General features: G+C 61.3%; 23 protein-coding genes. 5 read left to right on the top strand and 18 right to left on the bottom strand.

Going from position 1 to position 20,835, the window contains the following annotated elements:
- Window positions 1-24: 24 nt before the first annotated feature.
- The gene (gene gdhA, locus MHX65_RS10305) at window positions 25-1,371 is read right to left on the bottom strand and encodes an NADP-specific glutamate dehydrogenase (RefSeq protein ID WP_239269989.1); all 1,347 of its coding nucleotides are present in this window, start codon (window positions 1,369-1,371) and stop codon (window positions 25-27) included.
- A gap of 201 nt (window positions 1,372-1,572) precedes the next feature.
- Here gdhA and MHX65_RS10300 point away from each other — a divergent pair, with 201 nt between their 5' ends.
- The gene (locus tag MHX65_RS10300; protein ID WP_239269988.1) at window positions 1,573-2,658 is read left to right on the top strand and encodes a glycerate kinase family protein; all 1,086 of its coding nucleotides are present in this window, start codon (window positions 1,573-1,575) and stop codon (window positions 2,656-2,658) included.
- Here MHX65_RS10300 and MHX65_RS10295 read toward each other — a convergent pair.
- Window positions 2,655-3,053, bottom strand: coding sequence for a hypothetical protein (locus MHX65_RS10295; RefSeq protein ID WP_239269987.1), 399 nt, complete (start codon window positions 3,051-3,053; stop codon window positions 2,655-2,657). The two genes, MHX65_RS10300 and MHX65_RS10295, sit on opposite strands and share 4 nt — an antisense overlap.
- A gap of 36 nt (window positions 3,054-3,089) precedes the next feature.
- Here MHX65_RS10295 and MHX65_RS10290 point away from each other — a divergent pair, with 36 nt between their 5' ends.
- Complete coding sequence (locus tag MHX65_RS10290; RefSeq protein WP_239269986.1) at window positions 3,090-4,292, top strand: amidohydrolase; 1,203 nt, start codon at window positions 3,090-3,092, stop codon at window positions 4,290-4,292.
- An 82-nt stretch (window positions 4,293-4,374) separates the two neighbouring features.
- Here the strand turns inward: MHX65_RS10290 and pyk are convergent, their stop codons facing one another.
- The 14 genes from pyk to hisD form a co-directional block, all read right to left on the bottom strand.
- Entirely contained in the window at window positions 4,375-5,793 is a 1,419-nt protein-coding gene (gene pyk, locus MHX65_RS10285) for a pyruvate kinase (RefSeq protein WP_175279200.1), read from the bottom strand.
- Window positions 5,794-5,914: 121 nt separating this feature from the next.
- Window positions 5,915-6,886, bottom strand: a complete 972-nt coding sequence (gene lgt / locus MHX65_RS10280) for a prolipoprotein diacylglyceryl transferase (RefSeq protein WP_239269985.1) — start codon at window positions 6,884-6,886, stop codon at window positions 5,915-5,917.
- Window positions 6,887-6,938: 52 nt separating this feature from the next.
- On the bottom strand, window positions 6,939-7,769 hold the full coding sequence (locus tag MHX65_RS10275) for an indole-3-glycerol phosphate synthase TrpC (RefSeq protein WP_239269984.1): 831 nt from the start codon (window positions 7,767-7,769) through the stop codon (window positions 6,939-6,941).
- 86 nt (window positions 7,770-7,855) lie between these two features.
- Window positions 7,856-8,491, bottom strand: a complete 636-nt coding sequence (locus MHX65_RS10270; protein ID WP_239269983.1) for a TIGR02234 family membrane protein — start codon at window positions 8,489-8,491, stop codon at window positions 7,856-7,858.
- Window positions 8,491-8,853: a phosphoribosyl-AMP cyclohydrolase gene (gene hisI, locus MHX65_RS10265; RefSeq protein WP_023022973.1), complete on the bottom strand. Its 363-nt coding sequence runs from the start codon at window positions 8,851-8,853 to the stop codon at window positions 8,491-8,493. Before hisI ends, MHX65_RS10270 begins: the two co-directional genes overlap by 1 nt.
- Window positions 8,850-9,620 carry an imidazole glycerol phosphate synthase subunit HisF gene (gene hisF / locus MHX65_RS10260; RefSeq protein WP_239269982.1) on the bottom strand — a complete coding sequence of 257 codons (771 nt, stop codon included), beginning with the start codon at window positions 9,618-9,620 and terminating at the stop codon, window positions 8,850-8,852. The genes hisI and hisF overlap by 4 nt, the downstream gene beginning before the upstream one ends.
- A 32-nt stretch (window positions 9,621-9,652) precedes the next feature.
- Entirely contained in the window at window positions 9,653-10,423 is a 771-nt protein-coding gene (locus MHX65_RS10255) for an inositol monophosphatase family protein (RefSeq protein ID WP_239269981.1), read from the bottom strand.
- 3 nt (window positions 10,424-10,426) lie between these two features.
- Window positions 10,427-11,215, bottom strand: coding sequence for a bifunctional 1-(5-phosphoribosyl)-5-((5-phosphoribosylamino)methylideneamino)imidazole-4-carboxamide isomerase/phosphoribosylanthranilate isomerase PriA (gene priA, locus MHX65_RS10250; RefSeq protein ID WP_239269980.1), 789 nt, complete (start codon window positions 11,213-11,215; stop codon window positions 10,427-10,429).
- Between the two features lie 13 nt (window positions 11,216-11,228).
- Window positions 11,229-11,861 (bottom strand): imidazole glycerol phosphate synthase subunit HisH, encoded by a 633-nt coding sequence (gene hisH / locus MHX65_RS10245; protein WP_239269979.1) that lies wholly within the window; start codon window positions 11,859-11,861, stop codon window positions 11,229-11,231.
- 3 nt (window positions 11,862-11,864) lie between these two features.
- Window positions 11,865-13,115: an MFS transporter gene (locus tag MHX65_RS10240; protein WP_239269978.1), complete on the bottom strand. Its 1,251-nt coding sequence runs from the start codon at window positions 13,113-13,115 to the stop codon at window positions 11,865-11,867.
- Complete coding sequence (locus tag MHX65_RS10235) at window positions 13,112-13,279, bottom strand: hypothetical protein (RefSeq protein WP_172596685.1); 168 nt, start codon at window positions 13,277-13,279, stop codon at window positions 13,112-13,114. The genes MHX65_RS10240 and MHX65_RS10235 overlap by 4 nt, the downstream gene beginning before the upstream one ends.
- Window positions 13,280-13,282: 3 nt before the next feature.
- On the bottom strand, window positions 13,283-13,885 hold the full coding sequence (hisB, locus tag MHX65_RS10230) for an imidazoleglycerol-phosphate dehydratase HisB (protein WP_239269977.1): 603 nt from the start codon (window positions 13,883-13,885) through the stop codon (window positions 13,283-13,285).
- Between the two features lie 3 nt (window positions 13,886-13,888).
- Window positions 13,889-15,001 carry a histidinol-phosphate transaminase gene (locus MHX65_RS10225; protein WP_239269976.1) on the bottom strand — a complete coding sequence of 371 codons (1,113 nt, stop codon included), beginning with the start codon at window positions 14,999-15,001 and terminating at the stop codon, window positions 13,889-13,891.
- A complete protein-coding gene (hisD, locus tag MHX65_RS10220) occupies window positions 15,002-16,312 on the bottom strand; it encodes a histidinol dehydrogenase (protein WP_239269975.1) in 1,311 nt (436 codons plus the stop codon).
- Between the two features lie 138 nt (window positions 16,313-16,450).
- Between hisD and MHX65_RS10215 the strand changes: the two genes are divergently transcribed.
- On the top strand, window positions 16,451-17,350 hold the full coding sequence (locus MHX65_RS10215) for a YbjN domain-containing protein (RefSeq protein WP_239269974.1): 900 nt from the start codon (window positions 16,451-16,453) through the stop codon (window positions 17,348-17,350).
- On the opposite strand, the gene MHX65_RS10210 is transcribed toward MHX65_RS10215, so the two are convergent.
- Entirely contained in the window at window positions 17,337-17,756 is a 420-nt protein-coding gene (locus tag MHX65_RS10210; protein ID WP_239269973.1) for a hypothetical protein, read from the bottom strand. The genes MHX65_RS10215 and MHX65_RS10210 overlap by 14 nt on opposite strands.
- Before the next feature lie 118 nt (window positions 17,757-17,874).
- Window positions 17,875-18,645 (bottom strand): hypothetical protein, encoded by a 771-nt coding sequence (locus tag MHX65_RS10205; RefSeq protein WP_239269972.1) that lies wholly within the window; start codon window positions 18,643-18,645, stop codon window positions 17,875-17,877.
- A gap of 161 nt (window positions 18,646-18,806) precedes the next feature.
- Here MHX65_RS10205 and MHX65_RS10200 point away from each other — a divergent pair, with 161 nt between their 5' ends.
- The gene (locus MHX65_RS10200; RefSeq protein ID WP_239269971.1) at window positions 18,807-19,340 is read left to right on the top strand and encodes a TetR family transcriptional regulator; all 534 of its coding nucleotides are present in this window, start codon (window positions 18,807-18,809) and stop codon (window positions 19,338-19,340) included.
- Window positions 19,341-19,442: 102 nt separating this feature from the next.
- Window positions 19,443-20,795: an exonuclease domain-containing protein gene (locus MHX65_RS10195; RefSeq protein WP_239269970.1), complete on the top strand. Its 1,353-nt coding sequence runs from the start codon at window positions 19,443-19,445 to the stop codon at window positions 20,793-20,795.
- The last annotated feature ends 40 nt before the right edge of the window (window positions 20,796-20,835 follow it).

The following is a 20,835-nucleotide window of genomic DNA, read 5'->3' as shown; positions in this document are numbered from 1 at the left end:
GGGGAGCCGTGAATGAAGGGGAGTTTAGATAACGCCCTGTGCCAGCATGGCGTCAGCCACCTTCTTGAAGCCGGCGATATTGGAGCCAGCCACGTAGTCGCCTTCACGGTCGTATTCCTTGGCCGTGTTGTCGATGTTCTTGAAGATGTTGCTCATGATGCCGCGCAGGCGGTCATCGGTGTACTCGAAGGACCAGGAGTCGCGGGATGCGTTCTGCTGCATCTCCAGTGCGGAGGTTGCCACACCACCGGCGTTGGCAGCCTTGCCGGGTGCGAAGTTGATCTTGGAGTCCTGGAATACGTGCACCGCATCCGGGGTAGACGGCATGTTAGCGCCCTCTGCAACGTAGCGCACGCCGCCCTCGACGAGCTTCTTGGCGGATTCGCCGTCGAGCTCGTTCTGGGTTGCACACGGCAGTGCAACATCAGCCTGGACATCCCAGATATTGCCGCCCTCGTGGAACTCCACGCCGTTGCCAGCTTCCTTGGCGTAGGTGGAGATGCGCTCGCGGCGCACTTCCTTGACATCGCGAAGCAGGTCAACGTCCACGCCGTTCGGGGTGGTGATGTAGCCGGAGGAGTCAGACATGGCAACCACGGTAGCGCCGAGTTCCTGTGCCTTTGCGGCGGCGTAGATGGCAACGTTACCGGAGCCGGACACGATGACCTTGGCGCCGTCGAAGGACTCGCCGTGGGTCTTCATCATTTCTTCGGTGATGTAAACGGCACCGAAACCGGTGGCCTCGGTACGTACCAAGGAACCGCCCCAGGTCAGGCCCTTGCCGGTCAGGACGCCGGACTCGTGCTGGGTGGTCAGGCGGCGGAACTGGCCGAAGAGGAAGCCGATTTCGCGGCCGCCGACGCCGATATCGCCGGCAGGAACGTCGCGGTACTCGCCGATGTGGCGGTGCAGCTCGGTCATGAAGGACTGGCAGAAGCGCATAACTTCCTGCTCGGACTTGCCCTTCGGGTCAAAGTCGGAGCCACCCTTGCCGCCACCGATGGGCAGGCCGGTCAGGGAGTTTTTAAAGATCTGCTCAAAGCCCAAGAACTTAATAATGCCCAGGTTTACCGAGGGGTGGAAACGCAGGCCACCCTTGTACGGTCCGAGCGCGGAGTTGAACTGCACACGGAAGCCGCGGTTGACCTGCACCTCGCCGTTGTCATCAACCCATGGGACGCGGAAGATGAGCTGGCGCTCCGGTTCGCACAGGCGCTCAACCAGACCGTAGTCTGCGTAGTGTGGGTCCTTATCCAGGACGATCTTGAGCGAATCCAGCACCTCGGACACCGCCTGGTGGAATTCCGGTTCACCGGCGTTACGCTTGAGTAGCTTGTTGTAGTACTCAGAAATCTGGCTATCAACAGACATAGTGTATAAATCCCATTCTCGTGGAGTTTGACTAGCAGGAACTAGTTTCCTATCAATCTACCGATAATGCAAGTACAATTATTTCTCAGTCCCCCAATTACCCACGTTCACCTGCGACAATAAAGATAAATATTTTCTGTAGAGCGTTCGGATTCCTAGCAGAAAGCCGCAGTGCGGGTCGCGGGCTTTATAATCGCGGGCATGCATATTGTCGTCGCGCCTGACTCTTTTAAAGGTACCGCTTCTGCCACGGAAGCCGCAGCCGGAATCGCCAACGGAATTCGCCAGCACTACCCCACCGCCACCGTCACCACCTTGCCCATGGCCGATGGCGGCGAAGGCACCGCCCAGGTGTTGGCCCAGGCCGCCGCGGCGGGCGGGCAAGAAACCCAGACCATTACCCTTCCCACCACGGATGCGGTGGGGCGTTTGACCGAGGCGCAGTATTTCCTCGCTGGGCACACGGCCTTCATCGACGTCGCCGCCGCCACCGGGCTGCCCGCGGTCCGCGACGCGCTCGATCCCCTCCACGCGGATTCTTATGGCACGGGCGTGCTGCTTGCCGATGCCCAATCCCGCGGCGCCACCTCCATCGTGCTCGGCCTTGGTGGCACGGCCAGCATCGACGGTGGCATGGGCATCCTTGCGGCCCTCGGCGCCGCCGCCCACGATGCACGCGGCTATGCCCTGCCCAAGGGCGGCGCCCCATTGGTGCAGCTCGATTCCATCGATACCGCGCAATTAAATATCAAAGCGGGCATGGTTGATTTCACGCTCTTGGCCGATACCCGGGCTAAGGCTATGCAGGCAGCCACCATGTACGGACCTCAAAAAGGCGCAGAGGGCGAACAGATTGCCTTGCTTGCAGGCGCCCTCCTCCAATTGTGCAAGGTCACCGGCACGGATCCGGAGGCGGAATTTACCGGTGCGGCAGGCGGCATCCCCATCGGCCTTACCTGGCTTTCGCGCACCCTATGGGGCACCGATGAGCACGCCCGCGTCGTCTCTGGCGGGGCACATGTGGCCAAGGCCCTCGGACTCGCCGAGGCCATTTCTCAGGCTGACCTCGTCATCACCGGCGAAGGCGCATTTGACGAGCAATCCTTAACCGGCAAGGTCGTCGGCACCGTCGCGGACCTGGCGGCGGAGTCTTCTACCCCCGTCGGCATCGTTGCCGGGGCCATCAACCAGGACACCGAGCACGTCACCGCGGAGCTAGATCAAGAAGGTGGGATGCCGGAGCAGCTGGCTAGGGCTGCCCGGGACATCGTCAAGCAGCTGGGCTAAGGGCGAATCTCGACCGTCCACGGAAAGATGGCGGGGCGTTCATGCGCCAACTCATCCTCCAGCAGCACGTGATCCTTGGGCAATACGGCGTGCGGCGTGAGCAAACGCGACAGCACCATAGCCAGCTGGTTCACGGAGCCGGTTGCCCCCTCCACCGCGATGTTATAGCGATGGGCGTGGGCGCCTTCTAAATCGCGCTCTTCATGTTCATCACGGTAATTTTGCTGCAGCTGCTCCTCCAAGCCCTCAGGGAACTGGGGATCTGCCGGGCGAGTAACCTCGGCGGAGGTAAGCGATCCGCCCGCTACCAGCTTATCGGTGGCAGTGGTGAAAATTTCCTCCACGCGGTCCGCTTGCTCATCTGGAACCAATACATCGAATTGAATAGTCGGCATATAGCTGACCCTACCCTAACCAAAGGGATGAAAACTATGTCTTATTCCACAAACATCGCTTCCATGGTCCACTCTGCGGATACTGACCTGGCGTGGCAGCGGGATTTTTACGAAGATCTGCACCGCCACCCCGAGCTTTCCCACGAGGAGGAACGCACCGCGGCGCGCATCCGCGCCAAGTTAGCGGAGTTTGATTGCGAGGTAGAAGAAAACATTGGCGGGCATGGCATGGTCGCCATTTTCCGCAATGGCGATGGCCCCACCGCGCTCATGCGCGCCGATTTCGATGCCCTGCCGGTCAAGGAGGCCACCGGCGTGGCGTATTCCTCGACCAATGACTACATGCACGCCTGCGGGCACGATATGCACACCACGGCCCTACTCGGTGCCTGTGCGCTTCTCGATGCCTCCCGCGATACCTGGTCCGGCACCTTCCTCGCCCTGTTCCAGCCAGCGGAGGAATCATCCATGGGCGCGAAATACATGATCGCCGATAACCTTACCGAGCGCGTGCCGCGCCCCGATATTTGCTTAGGCCAACACATCATGCCTGGCCGCGCCGGCACCGTTCGCCATACCGCAGGCCCCATCATGGCCGGCTGCGATTCCCTGCGCATACGCATCTTTGGCAAGTCCGCCCACGCCTCCATGCCGCATAATTCCATCGACCCGACTTATACCGCGGCGATGATCGTTACCCGGCTCCAGGCCATCGTGGGCCGCGAGGTAGCCCCGCACGAATTTTTCGTCATCTCCGTGGGCGAGCTGCATTCCGGCGATAAAAACAACATCATCCCGGATTCCGCCGAGCTCGTGCTCAATACGCGCTTTTATGATCCAGCCCTGGCGGAAAAGGTCTACGCCTCCCTAGAGCGCATGGTGAAGGCAGAATGCATGGCCTCCGGCTGCGAGAAGGAGCCCACCTTCGAGTACTACGCGCACGGCGAGGTCACCGATAATGACGCCGCCGCGTATTCGCCCATCGACGAGGTCTTTGCGGCCACCTTCGGGGAAGCATCCGTTACGGCCTCGCCCTCGACCGCTTCCGAAGATTTTTGTTACCTGCCGCAGGCATGGGGCGTGCCGTACGTCTTTTGGCACGTAGGGTGCACCCCAGATGCCGAGTTGGCCGATCCCCCGGTCAATCACCAGGCCAACTTCCTGCCGGAGTATGAGCCGACGGTCAAGGCCTCCACCCAGGCCGCCCAAGCGGCGGTGCTGGCGTACCTGGGCGCTTAACCCCGGCTCATCTTGGCATAAAAATCCGCCGCGTCCCCCTTTGCTCAATGGAGTGTGGAGGCGCGGCGGATTTTTCAGTGCGCTAGTCCTTGATGGTCTCTCCCAAAATGTGGCACTGAATCATGTTGGTATTGCCGGAGATTCCCGGAGGGGTGCCTGCAACGACGACGACCAAGTCATTCTCGTCGTACTCGTCCAAGTCCAGCAGGTACTTATCGATGGCCTCCATCATCTCATCCGTGGACTTGACGTCGGGGCTCAAGAAGGTCTCTGCACCCCAGGTAAGCGCCAGCTGGGCGCGCACGTCCTGGTCCGGGGTAAATACCAGAAGCGGCAGGTCAGAGTGCAGGCGGGCGACGCGCTTTGCGGTATCACCGGAGGAGGTGAAGGCAACGATAGCCTTCGCGTTCAGGCGCTCTGCAATATCGCGGGCGGAATAGGACATCACGCCGCGCTTGGTGCGCGGGACGTGCGCCAGCGGCGGGACCTGGCCATCGGTCTCGGAGCGCTTGACGATGCGCGACATGGTCCGCACCACGTTGTGCGGATCCGCACCCACGGAGGTCTCGCCAGACAGCATCACCGCATCGGCACCGTCGAGCACGGCGTTGGCCACGTCGGACGCCTCCGCGCGGGTCGGGCGGGAGTTTTCGATCATGGAATCCAGCATCTGGGTGGCCACGATGACCGGCTTGGCGTTCTCGCGGGAAATCTGGATAGCACGCTTCTGGAAGAGTGGCACCTCTTCCAGCGGAACCTCAACGCCCAAGTCACCGCGGGCAATCATCACGGCGTCGAAGGCCAAGATGATGGACTCGAGGGCATCGACGGCCTCGGGCTTTTCCAGCTTAGCGATGACCGGCACGCGGCGACCTTCCTCGTCCATGATCTCGTGGACCTTGTCGACATCGGCAGGCGAACGCACGAAGGACAGTGCGATGTAGTCCACGCCGAGCTGCAGGGCAAAGCGCAGGTCTTCGATGTCCTTCTCAGACAGGGCCGGCACAGAAATGCTCATGCCGGGCAGGGAGACGCCCTTGTTATTGGATACGGGGCCGCCCTCGGTAACCTCGCACACCACGTCATTGCCGTCTACTTCCTTGCAGACGACGGCGACCTTGCCGTCATCGATAAGCAAGCGATCGCCGGGCTTCGCATCTTGTGCCAAGCCCTTGTAGGTGGTGGATACGCGGTCGTGGGTGCCTTCGACATCGTCCACGGTGATGCGGACGATCTCGCCGTTATCCCACTGCTCTTCGCCGTTCTTAAACCGGCCGAGACGGATCTTGGGGCCCTGAAGATCGGCCAGGATACCGACGTTCCGGCCGGTCTTTTCGGTGGCTTCGCGGACCCACTTGTAATTGGCCTCGTGGTCCGCATGCTCGCCGTGCGACATGTTGAGGCGCGCGACGTTCATGCCGTCTTCTACAAGGCGCAAAATTCCGTCCCCACTAGCTACCGCAGGGCCGAGAGTACAGACAATTTTGGTTCTTCTATCCAGCATTATTGGCCTATTCCATCGGGGAAATTGAACAACCCCCAACCTACTCCCTCGCGCGCCGACAGGCCACAATTTTTTGGCGCCTTAACTACGGCAATCGGACACGAACACACATAACCGGTCATTTCCGGCCGGTAGCAGTGCCCGAGGTGCCGTTAGCATGCGTGGCTGCCACGCGTTTCTCGTCACCCTCGCCGCCGTTTTCCGCCTGCTCGCGGTAGTAACGCGGGTCAACTTCCTCTGGCGTTTCGGGGCCCTTGCGCTGCCTGTCCAGCAAGAAAAAGACGATGAGACCTGCGATAAAGACAACGGCGGAGACGATGAGGTTTACGCGGACGCCGAAGATATGGGTGGCTTCGTCTGAACGCATGCCTTCGATGAAGAAGCGGCCCAGGGTGTAGCCCACGACGTAGAGGGCAAATACCCGGCCGCGCCCCAGCTTCCATGCCTTGTGCGCCCACAGAAGGAACAGGCACACCAGCACGTTCCAGATGAGCTCATATAAATACGTCGGGTGCACCGAAGCGATGACCTCGCCAGTAGAATGCCCGGAAACCGGCGCGTACTCCCCGGCCTCATCGACGCGGTAGTAAATATCCAGCGCCCACGGAACGTCGGTCGGCCGGCCGTAGAGCTCCTGATTAAACCAGTTTCCCAACCGGCCGATGCCCTGGGCAAGGATGAGGCCAGGCGCCACCGCGTCCGCGAACGGTGCAAGCGGAATCTTCTTGATTCGAAACATCACCCACAGCGCTACGGCGCTTAAGGCAACCGCACCCCAGATGCCAAGGCCGCCATTGGTGACCTTGAGGGCGTCGGCTGGGTTGCAGGTATCACAGAAGTACTTCTGATGATCCGTGATGACGTGATAGAGTCGGCCGCCCACGATACCGGCGGGGATGACGACGATGGTCGCATCCCACACCGTATCGGGATTGCCGCCCCGGGCCGTGTACCGCCGCAGCGTCATCCACATGCCCACGAGGATGCCGGCGATGATGCACAGCGCATACGCATGGATTGGAATGGAGCCAAGATGCCACACCACGCCCTGCGGCGGGGAGGGGATATTTGCAAGATTCTGAGTATGCACGTTGATAGTGTGCCTTATCGGCGTACCCTTGAGCTAGTTTGGGGTCACTTTCCTAGGAACTTTTACGCGACGGGCACGCCGGGTGCTGGCCCGCGGCCACCAGGGAGCGTGCCAAGGCGGTTGGATCCTGAGCCGCCATGACGGATTCACCGACCAATACCGCATCCGCCCCGCGGGAGGCATAGTGGAAGAGATTGCGGGCATTATTCACCCCACCCACGGCGATGCGCAGGAGGGATTCCGGCAGGCCCGGGGCAATATCATTGAAGGCCTCCCGGTTGATCTCATCGGAGGCAAGGGACCACGCATTGATCGCAATGACGCTGCTGCCGGCTTTGATGGCGCGGTTGACCTCCCCGCAGGTTCGCACCTCCACGATGGCGGTCATCCCTAATGATTCCGCCCGGTCCAAGAGGGCTTCCAATCGGGCTTGCTCTAAAAGCTCGACCTGCAGTGGGATCGCATCGGCGCCAAAACAGCGAGCCTCATGAATCTGGTACGGGTCCACGATAAGGTCGCGCGCCATCATCGGGATATCGATGGCAGCGCGCGCGGCCGCCATATCCTCAAGCGATCCGTTAAAGCGCCGCGTATCCGTCTGGCAGGCCATCAAATGCACGCCGCAGTCCTCAAAGGTGCGCGCCCATTCGGCCATCTGCTCGGCCGAGCCCACGTGGGCGATTTCCCCGGTATAAGGAACGGCGCGCTTCAGCTCCGTAATGACCGAACAACCTGGTTTTAAAAGCGCCGCGCGGGCATCGCGGGGAGGCTCCATGTCCCGGGAGCGCGCCTTGATATCTTGGAAGGAAACGCGTGCTTCGCGCGCGGCGACATCCTCTAGCACCCCAGCGACCAGGTGATCGACGGCTATGGGTGTGGGCATGAGCACCTCCCTCCAAGCGCGATTAAAATCACACTTAGATTAACGCTATTCGGGGCGTTTCCGGAAATTGTGCTGCGCGAACGGGGCTATTTACGGCCCACATCGGTCGGGTCGATATCGCTATCGAGCGCATCCCACATCACGCGGCCGGAATCGGATGAGGTCTCCAAATCTTCCGCCAGCTTTTCTTGGCGGGCGGCAGGGGTTTCGTATTTGCTCGACGCCTTGACCTTGTCCTTGCCCGGGTTCTGGGCCAAGAGTACGGCGCCGAAAAATGCCAGCGCGGCCCCGATAATGGCGACAATGGGGCCCAGCTTGGTGGCCTCCGTGGAAATGACGGTAGCCCAATCAGAAATTGCGGCAGAATCCACCGCGTTTTCATTTGCGGACGCGCCCTGCAATATTTTTTGCGCGCGCTCGGCATCAGCGCCGCTGGTCAGCAAACTAATAGGGCTCCACGCGGCGCCTGCCGCGGCGAGGGCGCACACAATGGCCACGATGCGCCGCCCTGTTCGGCGCAGCGCTAGGCCCGCGAGCACCCCGGCGAGGAGGACCAGCGTCAATGCCATCAGTTCTAGGGACCACGCGGAACCCACGATCTCATTGGTTGCCGAGCCCGATTTATCGTCCTCGCTTACCGCTTTTACCCAAGTGCTACGGGAAGAAAACCACAGCACCGCCGTGCCCACCGCAATAAAAAGCGGGCCAAGTCGCCTCGTCATTAGGAATCATCCCCTAAAAGAACTTTCGCATCGAAGCATGTCCGGTCACCGGTGTGGCACGCGGCGCCGCGCTGCCGCACGGTCAGCAAGATGGTATCGCCATCGCAATCAAGGCGCACACCGAGTACCTCCTGCGTATGTCCTGAGGTCTCGCCCTTAATCCAATACTCGCCGCGCGAGCGCGAAAAGTAGGTTCCCTTGCGCGTGGCCAGCGTGTGGGCAAGCGCATGGTCATCCATCCAGGCAAGCATCAGCACTTCGCCGGAATCGGCCTGGGCAATAGCTGGCACGAGCCCTTGCTCATTGCGCTTGAGTAGCGCAGCAATCTGTGGGTCTAGCTCATAGTCTGCGGGATTGCTCATCGGCGCACCTCGTTTCCGGCATCTGCCAAGACCTTTTTAACCTCGCCAATTTCTACCTCCCCAAAGTGGAAAATGCTGGCTGCTAGGACAGCATCGGCACCTGCTTCAACGGCGGGTGGAAAGTCCGCTGCTGCGCCCGCTCCGCCGGAGGCAATGACGGGAATATTCACCGTTTCCCGCACCGCGCGCAGAAGTTCGAGGTCGAATCCGGCCTTCGTGCCATCTGCATCCATGGAGTTTAAAAGGATCTCCCCCACACCCAGCTCGGCGCCAGTCCGGGCCCATTCCACTGCATCGATGCCAGCCGATGTCGTCCCGCCGTGTGTCGTAACTTCGAACCCCGACGGTGCGTGCGCCGCGTCGGTGCGCCGCGCGTCCACGGATAAGACGATACACTGCGAGCCAAAGACTTCCGCCAATTCGCGCAGCAGGCCGGGATTGCCTATCGCGGCGGTATTGACCGATACCTTATCCGCGCCGGTGCGCAGGAGCTCGCGGACATCGTCAACGCTGCGCACTCCCCCGCCCACGGTCAGCGGAATAAAGACTTGATCGGCGGTGCGGCGTACCACATCGAGCATGGTGGACCGGCCATGCTTGGACGCGGAGACATCGAGGAAAGTCAGTTCGTCTGCGCCCAATTCCTCATAGCGCGCGGCCAATTCCACTGGGTCTCCTGCATCGCGCAGGTGCGCAAAATTCACGCCCTTGACTACGCGGCCTTGATCCACATCAAGGCACGGGATTATGCGTACGGCTACAGCCATGCGGGGCTTACTCCTTCACAAGTCGGTCAGGGTTAATTTGAGTGGTGAGATAGGATTTCCAGGATTGTCTCGTGCACCTGCGGGGTACCAGAGACCATACCCCGCGACTGCACGGTCCACGGATTACCCTCCGGATCCGTGACGATGCCCCCGGCCGCCTTGATAAGGAGCGCTCCCGCCGCGTTATCCCACGGGTGCGGCGAGAAATTCACGGCACCGTCAAAGACGCCCTGGGCCACGAAGGCATTATCTAGTCCCACCGAGCCTGTGATGCGCGGGCGCAAGCCGGATTCTCGCAGTTCGTGGAATGCCGCAGTGGGAAGGTTGGAAAAACACCCCACGTGCCCACGGGCATCATCGAATTCTGGGGACTCTTCCCCGCCACCGAAACCGCCGGACGGCCCACCCACAGAGCGCAGCGGCGAGCCGTCGCTGGCCACCAAGCGCCTGCCCAAGAGGGGAAAATCTGAGATGGCCGCAACAGTCTGGCCCTCGTGGACCAAGGCCACCAAGATGCCGGCCATGGGATTGCCCGCGGAATAATTTGCGGTCCCATCGATCGGATCGACAACCCACACGGTGTCGTGGATACTACCGCCGGATTCTTCCCCGTACACCGGGATGCCGGTCATCTGCTGCAAGATATCGCGCAGCTGCTTTTCGATGGCCAAGTCCACCTCTGTGGCGAAATCGCCCCGGCTTTTAAAGTGGGCCGGCGGCGCCCCGATGCCGGACCGAAAGATGGGCTCGACCTGGTCAACGGCCGCCTCCGCGAAGGCCACCAACTCGCGCGGATCCATCATCGCTTACTCTTCCTCGGGGTCATAAGGATCGATGGGCACCTCTGCGGGCAGCGGATCTACCTCTGCCACCGCAGCTAGCGCCTCCTCCAGGCTGAAATTTCCCTCATACAGCGCCTTGCCGATGATCGCCGAATCGATGCCCTCATTTTGATACCGGGCCAGCTCGGTGAGATCCGCCAGGGAGGAAATGCCACCGGAGGCGGTCACCTTGGCATCGGTTGCCATTGCTACCTCGCGCAATAATTCCACATTGGGCCCGGTCAGCGTCCCGTCCTTGGACACGTCCGTAACCACGAAGCGCTGGCACCCTGCGGCATCGAGGCGCTCGAGCTCCTCCCAGAGATCCCCGCCGTCGGAGACCCAGCCGTTGCCCTTCGTGCGCCATTCACCATCTTCTAAGCGCACCGCCAAATCCACGGCGACCTTTTCGCCGTAGTGCCCAAGGATTTTTTCTATCCACTCTGGGTTTTCTAAGGCGGCGGTGCCAATATTGATGCGATTCGCGCCGGTAGCCAGCGCGCGCTCTACCCCGGCATCATCGCGAATGCCACCGGTCAGCTCGACATTAATGCCAAGTTCTTGGGTAATCCCCGCCATCTGCTCGTGGTTGGAACCGCGATTAAAGGCGGCATCGAGGTCAACAAAGTGCAGCCACTGGGCGCCCTGGCGCTGCCATTCAAGGGCTGCATCCCGCGGGGCGCCGTAGACCTTTTCGGTGCCGGCCTCTCCCTGATCCAAGCGCACGGCCTTGCCGCCGGCGACATCGACTGCGGGCAAAAGCGTAAAAGTCATGGTCTCATCCTACCTAGAGCGTGTGCATCCAGTTTTCCAATAGCTGCGCGCCCGCATCCCCGGATTTTTCGGGGTGGAATTGCGTGGCCCACAGCGCGCCATTTTCCACCGCCGCCACGAAAGAATCACCAGCGTGCGTGGACCAGCTCACCAGCGGCGGGCGGGTAATGACGGTTTCCAATTCCCAGCGGCGAACGCCGTAGGAATGCACGAAATAAAACCGCTCATCGGCGTTAAGCCCGGCAAACATGGCGCTGCCATCCGGCATCTCAACGGTATTCCAGCCCATATGCGGCAACACGTCGGACTGCAGGCGTTCGACCGTACCCGGCCATTCGCCGCAGCCTGTGGAGTGGATGCCGTGCTCAACGCCGGCATCGAAAAGCACCTGCATTCCCACACAAATACCCATGACCGGCCGCTCTCCTGCCAGGCGCTGGCCGATGACCCTCGGCCCATTCACGGCCTTCAGCCCTGCCATGCAGGCATCGAACGCGCCCACGCCGGGAACCAGCAGCCCGTCTGCCTCGAGGGCCTGATAAGGATCCGCCGTGACGGTGACCTCCGCCCCGACGCGCTCGAGGGCACGCTGGGCGGAGCGAATATTGCCCGCGCCGTAGTCCAATAACACCACAGATTTTGTCATGGGCTATACCTTACGCATTCGACGCAAACGGGTGCGGATATCGTTGGTCTCGCTCACGCGGGTCCGGCCCAAGATGAAGTCCGCCGTGGTGAGCAGCAAACCGGCGATGAGGATCGCAACCCCAGCTCCGAAGGCGCCGTCGTAGCCGTAGCCCGCCACCATGGCGCCGAGCAGGGTCGAGCCCAGACCGGTGCCGCTATCGTAGAAAATATTCCAAATGGCCGAGGCCTCCGAGACCCGCTCGCGGGGCAACCGGTCAAACATGGATAGCAAGGCCTCGTTTTGCGCGATACCGAAGGCACCGCCGAATAGAACCGCGCCGAGCACCAGCCACCAGATGGAGCTTTCCATAAATAGGGTGAGCGAAATCGTCCCGACGCCGATGATCGCCATGATCTGGCTCGGAATGTACAAGCTGCCTGGGGTCCCAGTGCGGTCTGCCGCCACGCCGGCGAAGTACCGGAAGATCATCGCCGCGCCGCCCACGATGGACAGCATGATGCCGGCGAGGCTGGCACCCCTTGCGGCATCGAGCTCCTGCATCGCAGGGGACAAGAACGAGGAAATGGCACCGTAGCTCATAGAAAACGTGGTCAAGGCCAAGGCCGGGACCAGCACCAACTTCCAGGTAGGAACACGGATGATATTGACTTCTTCATCGTTATCCTCGGCCAAGGTGACCTTGATCTTGGGAATGCGCAGACACATAGCAAAACCCAAGAAGCCGATCAGACCGGCGGTGATATAAGTAGAGGCGTATCCTAGCGAATCGGCCATGAACAGGCCGAGCGGCAAGAAGATCATCTGCCCCAAGCCTGTAAATACACCAATCATACCGGTGGCCTTGCCCAGCAGGCGCACCGGGGAGAGCTCTGCAATGAGCGCGGATTCGGACACGGTGAGGGCACCAAAGCCCACCCCGCGCAGGGCGGAAAATAGCAAGACGATCCAGGCGTCGGTGCCCAGCAGGTGGCCGAAGGCCGGCACACCCAAGGTAAACGCGGACAGCGCCATCACGCGCCTGTAGCCCCAGCGGCGCAATAGCCACGGCGATACGATCTGCGTGGCAACCGTAAAGGCCATGAAGATACCAGTGGATCCACCAGCCAGGGTCGCGGAACCGCCGGAGTCAATGACGGCAAGCGGCACCACGGGAAGCAGGATGGACCAGGCGCCAAAGGCGGCGGCGATGGCTACCATCGTCGGCGTATAGCCGGGGACCTTCCAAATATTGGTCTCTTGAGATTCGCTCATTTACTAAAGCCTCCAACCATCCAGGCAATGGCCGCGGCCGCGGTGATAACGGCTAAAAGCGCGGCGACGACCGTAAAAAACTTCGAGTCCTGCTGATACGCGGACCAGGCTCCTCCTACCAAGAGGCCTGCCACCAAAAACAGGATGAGGATCATAAACTGCACGGGCTACAGGGCTCCCTTCGTTGAAGGGATGCCGGTCTGGCGCGGATCGTGGTCCACGGCAGCGCGCAGCGCGCGGGCTACCGCCTTGTATTCCGCCTCGGTCACATGGTGCGGATCGCGGCCGTAGCGTACGTTGACGTGCAGGGTAATGGCTGCGTGCGTGGCCAAGGATTCGAAGAAGTGGCGGTTAATCACCGTGGCATAGTGCCCGCCGATGACCTGCCACTGCAGGTGTTCCGGTTCGCCATTCATCACAAAGTACGCGCGGCCCGAAAAGTCCACTACCGCCTCTACCAGTGCTTCATCCATGGGCAGCAATTGGGAGCCGAAGCGGCGGATCCCGGCCTTATCCCCCACTGCTTCCCGCAGGGCCTGGCCTAATACGATGGCGGTATCTTCCACGGTGTGGTGGGCGTCTACCTCCACGTCACCGGTGGCCTTAACCTGCAGGTCAAAGAGCCCGTGTGTGGCAAATGCGGTAAGCATATGGTCAAAGAACGGCAGTCCAGTGGAAATGTCGCTTTTCCCAGTGCCGTCAAGGTCGATGGAAACGGTGATGTCCGATTCCGATGTAGCTCTTTGGGCACGCCCCACACGGTTTGTCATAAATCACTCCTTTGAAGTATCCGCTCCTACTGTAGTCGCTAGCTTTTCCGCCGCAGCCAGAAAGGCCGCATTTTCTTCTGGCAGGCCGATGGTCACGCGCAAATACCCGTCGATCCCTACATCGCGGATGAGCACCTCTTCATCCAGGAACTGCTCCCACACGCGGTGTTGATCCGCAAAATTGCCAAAGAAAAGGAAATTCGATTCGCTCGGCATGACGGTATAGCCCATCTCGCGCAGGCGACCTGCCACCATGTCGCGTTCGGCGGCGATGGTTTCCACGGTGGCGAGGGTATCTGCGCTGTGGCGCAGGGCCACAGTGGCCGCGGCCTGGGATAAGACGGATAGGTGATATGGCAGGCGCACCAGCATGATGGCCTCCACGAAGGCCGGATCCGCCACGAAGTAGCCGAGCCGCCCGCCGGCAAAGTCGAAGGCCTTCGACATCGTGCGCGAAACCACGAGCTTGGTGGGGTATTTTTCCAAAAGGCTCGTCGCGGACGGCGAGTCAGAAAACTCGGCGTAGGCTTCGTCGACGATGACGATGCCGGGGGCGGCATCGATAAGCGCGGCGATATCCTCCAAGCTGGTTACCCCGCCGGTGGGGTTATTCGGGGTAGTAACAAAGATGACGTCGGGCTGGTGCTCGGCCACCGCCGCTAAGGCGCGGTCCATATCGATGGCGAAGTTCTCATCGCGCGGGCACTCGATAAACCGGGTGTGGGTTCCGGCTGACAGGATCGGGTGCATGGAATACGACGGCGTAAATCCCAGCACGCTGCGCCCGGGCCCGCCGAAGGCCTGCAACAGCTGCTGCAGGATCTCATTGGAGCCGTTGGCTGCCCAGACCTGCTCGTAGGTGACATCCACGCCGGTTTGCTGCGAAACGTAGCGCGCTAGTTCGGTGCGCAGCTCGACCGCATCGCGCTCTGGGTAGCGGTTGAGCGAGCTGGCGCAGCGGCGGACCTCGTCCACGAGGGCATCGACAAGCGCGGGCGAAGGCGGGAAAGGATTTTCGTTGGTATTGAGCTGGTAGGCCACCCGCAGCTGCGGGGCGCCATAAGCGGTCTCGCCGCGCAATTCCTCGCGCAGCGGTAGGTCATGTAGCTGGGCCATTTATTTCTCCTCGAATCGGGCGCGGATGGCCTCCCCGTGGGCGGGAAGGCGCTCGGCATTGGCAAAGGCGATGACGTTGGGGGCGATTTCTTCCAGGGCGCCGCGGTCATAATCGATGAGGTTGACCGGCCGGAGGAAGGTGTGGGTGGAAAGCCCCGCGGAAAACCGCGCCGTGCCCGAGGTGGGCAGCACGTGGTTGGAACCGGCCGAATAGTCCCCCAAGGGCACCGGGGAATACGCGCCGACGAAAATGGCTCCGGCGTGGTTGATGCGCTCTGCCACGGCGCGCGCATCCGCGGTGTGGATTTCTAGGTGCTCGGCGGCATACGCATTCGCCACGGCGATGCCAGCGTCCACGGAATCCACCAGAACGATGCCGGATTGCTCGCCGGTAAGTGCCTCGGCGGCGCGGGCGGAGTTCTCCGTTGCCGTATAGCGGCGCTCGACCTCCTGCTGCACCTGCTGGGCCACGCTTTCCGATGCCGTAATTAACACACTTGCCGCCATCGGATCATGCTCTGCCTGGGAGATGAGATCGTAGGCCACGTAGACGGGGTTCGCGGTCTCATCCGCCAAGATGGCGATTTCGGTCGGGCCGGCCTCCGCATCGGTGCCTACCACCCCGCGCACCGCCCTTTTGGCCGCGGCGACAAAGATATTGCCCGGCCCGGTAATCATGTCCACGGGCTCTACGCCTTCTTCCGCATCTCCGTAGGCCAAAAGCGCTACCGCCTGCCCCCCGCCGACGGCCCAGACTTCCTCCACGCCCAGCATGTGGCACGTTGCCAAGACCGTAGGGTGTGGCAGGCCGCCGTGCTCCTTTTGCGGCGGGGAGGCAACCACCAGGCTGGAGGCGCCGGCCTCTTGCGCGGGCACGGTATTCATGATGACAGAAGACGGGTAGACCGCCTTGCCGCCGGGCACGTAGAGGCCAACACGCTCGATGGGGCGGAATACCTCGGTCACGGTGGCGCCGGCGGCCAGCTGCGTGGTGTGCGACTCCGGCTTTTGGTCCGCATGCACGCGGCGCACCCTTTCAATGGAGGCCTCGATGGCCGCGCGCACCTGGGGATCAAGCTCGTCGGCGGCCCGCTGCAGTTCGGCCTGGTGGACGCGCAGGGACGGCGGGCGCACCCCATCGAATTGCTCCCCATAATCCAACGCCGCCTGGACGCCTTCGTCGCGCACCTTATTGACCATCGGCACGACGGTCCCCATGACGGAATTCACATCGGTGCCGCCGCGCGGAAGGACGCGGCGCAGCGTGGCGGGGCGAAGCTGTTGACCGCGGAGATCGATGGTTCGAAGCATTCCTGGCTCACTTTCTGGTTGATCACCGTGGGCTATATCTGTAGACAAACCAATATACTATCGCCCAAAGCGCCGCGGGGACACCCTCTTGGGCGATAGACTCAAAATCAACTTCCAGCGAAGGCGAGTGTGCGGTGCATGATGATCGAATTTGAATCCACCAGTCTTGAGCGGCACCTGCGCGCCATCGTCCGCAAGCTTGATTTTTCCTATTGGGCGCTATCAACTGGAGAACTCGTCATTTCCCATGGGCAGGCGGGGTCCACGCTGGTCTTTGTGTCGCAGACCGACGATGTGGTTGTCCACCTGCACACCACTCTGCGCGGCGCGGTTGACTTGGGCGAGGCCGCCGCGCTGTCCCGATTTATCACCAGTTGGAATGCCGATTGCCTCTACCCCACCGCCGTGCTGGACTATGACGAGGAGGGGTCGCTGGTGCTGTGTGGGCAGAGCCACTTCAGCACTGGAACTGCACCAACGCACGATCAATTGGCCGCTTTTGTGCCCGCCGCGCTCCGCGGCGCAGAGGTGCTCATTAGCGTGGCGACGCGCGAATTTCCGGCCCTGGCCCAAGAACCAGAGCTGTTGCTAGCTCAAGACGATGCCGCTTCCCCGCCCGCGGTCACCCTGGATTTCCTCGCGACCGCTCTGCCGCAGATAGGGATCGACCGCTTCCATAGCGATGGTGAAATCTGCCTATTTGCCCTCGTCAACTCCATCGCCTGCACCTTCACCCTCGACTCTGGGCCAAGCCTCATCATCACAGGCCGGTGGGACCTGAATGCGGATGAGGACGAATTCACCCGTTTGTTTTTGATCTGCAATGACTGGAACCGGGCAAACCACAGCGCCACGGCCTACTGCCGCGCCAGCGACGACGGCCTCCACGTCCACGTCGATGTGCCGACCCTGACCGGGGCGGGCCTTCACCAAGGCCAGCTGCTGCGGGTTTTAAGCCAGAGCCTCGATGCGATCCTGCACGCAATCGATGACATCGCGCGGGAATTCTGTGGCAGCTCCCCGGTCAAGTGGGCGTAACTACTTCCCTTTGCGCACTGGCCTCTTTGCCAGCCGTCTCCCAGTCCGCGTCGGAGCTAATAAACGCGGTGCACCAATAGGAAAACATGGCCAAAAATGGGGCTACCACCCAGGCCACGGCGGGAGAAAAGTTCGGCGCAAATTCCACGACGTCCCCGGGGTTCTCCGGCGGGTGCGTTGCGGTGATGCCACCAAAGACGTAGAAGGAAGCGGCACCGGTAAGCGCGCACAGCCCTACCCACAGCAGCATCGTGAGACCACGCCCGCGACGCTGCGCGAATGCGGCCAGTCCGAGGCACAGCCCCAAGAAACCCGTGACGAGTGCAAAGGTCATAAATGCGACGAATTGCGCGTTGCCCGCGGCTTCAATGGCGTAGCCGCCACCGTCGACAGCATGGCCGGTCATCGTAGGGCGCATAAACCCCCAGAGCGCGCCACAGATGCCGAAAACGAACAGGGAACACGCGAGGAGCCCCGCACCGAAACCGAGTGTGCGGGGCAAGCGAGCTTGGCGGGAAGACATTTTAGTTACAGAAGGTCCAGTTACCGTCCTCGCGGCGGAAACGAACGGTGGAGGTATCGGTACCGTCCGAGTTCGACACGCTCACGGTAGCAGAGGCATCATCGCCATTGACCACAACGTCATTGATCGATTCCAGCTTGGTGGAGGTAGGGATGGCCTCTAGCTGGTCGGCGAACTCGTTGATCTTGGCATTGCCCTGGCTTTGCTGGCGCATGGAGTTTGCGTATTCCGCAAAGGACTGGTTGGGCAGGCTATCGACGTAGTTGAGGTACTGCTGGAAATCCCCGGACTCGCCTTCGCGCACGGCCTTGCAGGCGTGGGCAGGCATGTATCCAAAGTAGTCCTTAACATTGTCAATCTCATGCTGCCCGCGCACCAACTGCTCAATGGCCTGCTTATCGCCATCGCTTGCTTCTTGCCCACCTTCAATGGGCTTGATGTCCTGGGCGTTGGCGAAGGGATCGTCCTCATTCTCAATGGGGTTCGCGTTGGTGCCCTCATTGCCGCCTTCTTCGCCCTTCTCCTTAGGCTCCTCGGCGGCCTTTTTCTTGTCCTTTTCTTCCTTTTCCTTCTTTTTATCCTTATCTGCGTCTTTGTCCTCAGACTTTTTCGCCGATTCCTTCGCGGAGGTCTCAGAGGACGAGGAAGCAGACGAAGACGACGTGGTCTTCGTCGAATCGTCCTCGTCATTTGAGCTGCATGCAGCTAAGGCAAGCGGGGCAACCATAGCGACCGCAAAAAGGGACTTCTTAGCAGGGGTCAAAAAGGACAAGGGAGAGCTCCTGAATCAATCTTTCGAATGCGAAGCCGCCTCACGACGGGTTCTTATGTCCCCGCAATCTTAACAATGCAAGTTTGCAAGGGACATTATTGCAGTCTGAAAAGTACCTGTGAGCTATTCCTTGGCGCGGCGAAACACGTACAATTTCCACTGTGCAACTACATCGCGAGGCCATCATCGACGCCGCCACGACCCTATTGAATACGTATGGGCTTGCCGATGTCACCATGCGCCGCGTCGCCTCCTCCCTCGGCGTTGCCCCGGGCGCACTGTATTGGCACATCGCCAATAAGCAGGCGCTCATCGCCGCTCTTGCCGAAGATATTATCGCCCCCGTCGCCGGTTCCACGCTGGAAGAAATTAGCCTGCACCTGCGCAAATTGCTCCTGGCCCGGCGCGATGGCGCGGAAGTTGCCATCGCCGGCCTCTCCCAGCCGGATTCCACGGCGTGGGATCACCTCGTCGCACAGTTTAGCTCCGCCACCTGCCCCGATTTCGATGATACTGCCCGCAAGGCCGCCGCCCTTTCCGCCGTGCACCTCGTCCTAGGCGCCACGCTGCTCGAGCAATCCCAGCGCCAGCTTTTAGAAACCACCGGCGGAGCTACCCCGGCGGACTACCGCGCCGATTTGGTGCGTGGCGTGCGTATTATCAATGCCGGATTGCAGCACAGCGGGACGGATTAAAACGCTTCACCCCCGCGGCGGATTTCTGCTAAGCACAAGCGAGTACGATCTCTGTGCAGCACCTCCCCCTTAGATTCTCACCTCAGAAGAAAGGCCATTTTCGTGTCGTATCCCGCGCATGGCGTATCCATCGATGTCACTGCGGAAAAAGTCGTGCTTCACCGCAGCCTGCTCTCCCGCAGCTTAGGCGCTCCTGCCACCGCAGAAATCGCGCTCGATACCATCGATGACCTGCGCGTCCACGGACCCACCGCCACCGGTTTTGGTTCCTTGTCCTTAGGCAGCGCCGGCAGCATTGCCTTCGCGCCGCACCAAGATCCCCACAGCGTGGCGCGCGCCATTAAGGCGGCGCAACAGGGCGACACACCCGCGGAAGCCCCAACCCCATCCACTAACGAGGAAACCCCAGGGCTTGATTTCGTCGCGGTTGATGTAGAAACCGCCAATGATAATTGGGGTTCCATCTGCCAGATCGGTGCCGTGCGTTACCGCGATGGCGAGGAAACCGCGTCCCAGTCGTGGCTGTGCACCCCTCCCCCAGGCTTGGAGCACTTTGCAGAAATCAATATCTCCATCCATGGGATTACCGCCGCCGATGTCGAGGGGGCCACGCCCTTTGCCACAGCGGCCGCAGAGCTCTTTGATTTCATCGGCAGCGATGTCATCGTCGCGCACAATGTCCAGTTCGACTCTTCCGCGCTGCGCTCCGGATTGCTGGCCGCCGGCGCCGATGTCCCCACCGTCCCGTTGGCCTGCTCGCTCGCTTTGTCCCGCGATGCGTCCAAGCAAGGTATTATCTCGGTAGCCAACCACAAGCTTCCCACCGTGGTGAAACACCTCGGCGGCGACTCTTTTACCCACCACGATGCCACAGAGGACGCCCGTGCCGCCGGCACCATCATCACCGGGTTGGCCCAGCGCTTCGTGCATACCGGAAGCATCACCGATCTCTTCACCAGCCGCGAGTTTAGCCTCGGCCGGCTCGAGTCCGCGGCCATCCTGCCGGTCCTGCGCGCGCATACCGCGCCCACCTCCGGCGACGATCTGGGCGCCGGTACCGATTTCCGCGATTCCACTCGCTCCGCCGGAACCAACAAGAAGCCCTCGTCTTCTGGCCGGGCGCCGTGGCAGGCCGTGGCCACCCCGGATACCATCCCAGATCCCAATCCCGATGCCGATCCAAAGGGCGCGCTCTACGGCCAGCACGTCACCCTGACCGGCGATTTCGAGCCGTACGATAAGGGGCTGCTGTGGCAGGGCATCGCCAAGCGCGGCGGGCAAGTGGGCAAAAACGTCACCAAGAAGACCACGCTGCTTGTCGTCGGCGAATGGGCGAAGAAGACCTCCAAGGAAAAGCGCGCCGAAGAGCTGCAGAAAAAGGGTCAGGACATCACCATGTGGTCCGGTGCCCAGCTCTTTTCTGAACTCGAGCTCGACGCCGAGCCGCCTTTTTAAGCCCGCAGGGAACCACCCGGCCATTTCTCCAGTCCAATAG

The organism is Corynebacterium sp. ACRPS, assembly GCF_022346005.1.
Classification (GTDB): domain Bacteria; phylum Actinomycetota; class Actinomycetes; order Mycobacteriales; family Mycobacteriaceae; genus Corynebacterium.
Note: the sequence above shows the minus strand (reverse complement) of the source record. Positions and strands in the feature narration are given on the sequence as shown.

What these genes read in the sequence shown, in the direction of transcription:
- gdhA (WP_239269989.1), bottom strand. Translation starts at nt 1,371, where the DNA reads ATGTCTGTTGATAGCCAGATTTCTGAGTACTACAACAAGCTACTCAAG.
- MHX65_RS10300 (WP_239269988.1), top strand. Translation starts at nt 1,573, where the DNA reads ATGCATATTGTCGTCGCGCCTGACTCTTTTAAAGGTACCGCTTCTGCC.
- MHX65_RS10295 (WP_239269987.1), bottom strand. Translation starts at nt 3,053, where the DNA reads ATGCCGACTATTCAATTCGATGTATTGGTTCCAGATGAGCAAGCGGAC.
- MHX65_RS10290 (WP_239269986.1), top strand. Translation starts at nt 3,090, where the DNA reads ATGTCTTATTCCACAAACATCGCTTCCATGGTCCACTCTGCGGATACT.
- MHX65_RS10275 (WP_239269984.1), bottom strand. Translation starts at nt 7,769, where the DNA reads ATGCCCACACCCATAGCCGTCGATCACCTGGTCGCTGGGGTGCTAGAG.
- MHX65_RS10270 (WP_239269983.1), bottom strand. Translation starts at nt 8,491, where the DNA reads ATGACGAGGCGACTTGGCCCGCTTTTTATTGCGGTGGGCACGGCGGTG.
- hisI (WP_023022973.1), bottom strand. Translation starts at nt 8,853, where the DNA reads ATGAGCAATCCCGCAGACTATGAGCTAGACCCACAGATTGCTGCGCTA.
- hisF (WP_239269982.1), bottom strand. Translation starts at nt 9,620, where the DNA reads ATGGCTGTAGCCGTACGCATAATCCCGTGCCTTGATGTGGATCAAGGC.
- MHX65_RS10255 (WP_239269981.1), bottom strand. Translation starts at nt 10,423, where the DNA reads ATGATGGATCCGCGCGAGTTGGTGGCCTTCGCGGAGGCGGCCGTTGAC.
- priA (WP_239269980.1), bottom strand. Translation starts at nt 11,215, where the DNA reads ATGACTTTTACGCTTTTGCCCGCAGTCGATGTCGCCGGCGGCAAGGCC.
- hisH (WP_239269979.1), bottom strand. Translation starts at nt 11,861, where the DNA reads ATGACAAAATCTGTGGTGTTATTGGACTACGGCGCGGGCAATATTCGC.
- MHX65_RS10240 (WP_239269978.1), bottom strand. Translation starts at nt 13,115, where the DNA reads ATGAGCGAATCTCAAGAGACCAATATTTGGAAGGTCCCCGGCTATACG.
- hisB (WP_239269977.1), bottom strand. Translation starts at nt 13,885, where the DNA reads ATGACAAACCGTGTGGGGCGTGCCCAAAGAGCTACATCGGAATCGGAC.
- MHX65_RS10225 (WP_239269976.1), bottom strand. Translation starts at nt 15,001, where the DNA reads ATGGCCCAGCTACATGACCTACCGCTGCGCGAGGAATTGCGCGGCGAG.
- hisD (WP_239269975.1), bottom strand. Translation starts at nt 16,312, where the DNA reads ATGCTTCGAACCATCGATCTCCGCGGTCAACAGCTTCGCCCCGCCACG.
- MHX65_RS10215 (WP_239269974.1), top strand. Translation starts at nt 16,451, where the DNA reads ATGATGATCGAATTTGAATCCACCAGTCTTGAGCGGCACCTGCGCGCC.
- MHX65_RS10210 (WP_239269973.1), bottom strand. Translation starts at nt 17,756, where the DNA reads ATGACCGGCCATGCTGTCGACGGTGGCGGCTACGCCATTGAAGCCGCG.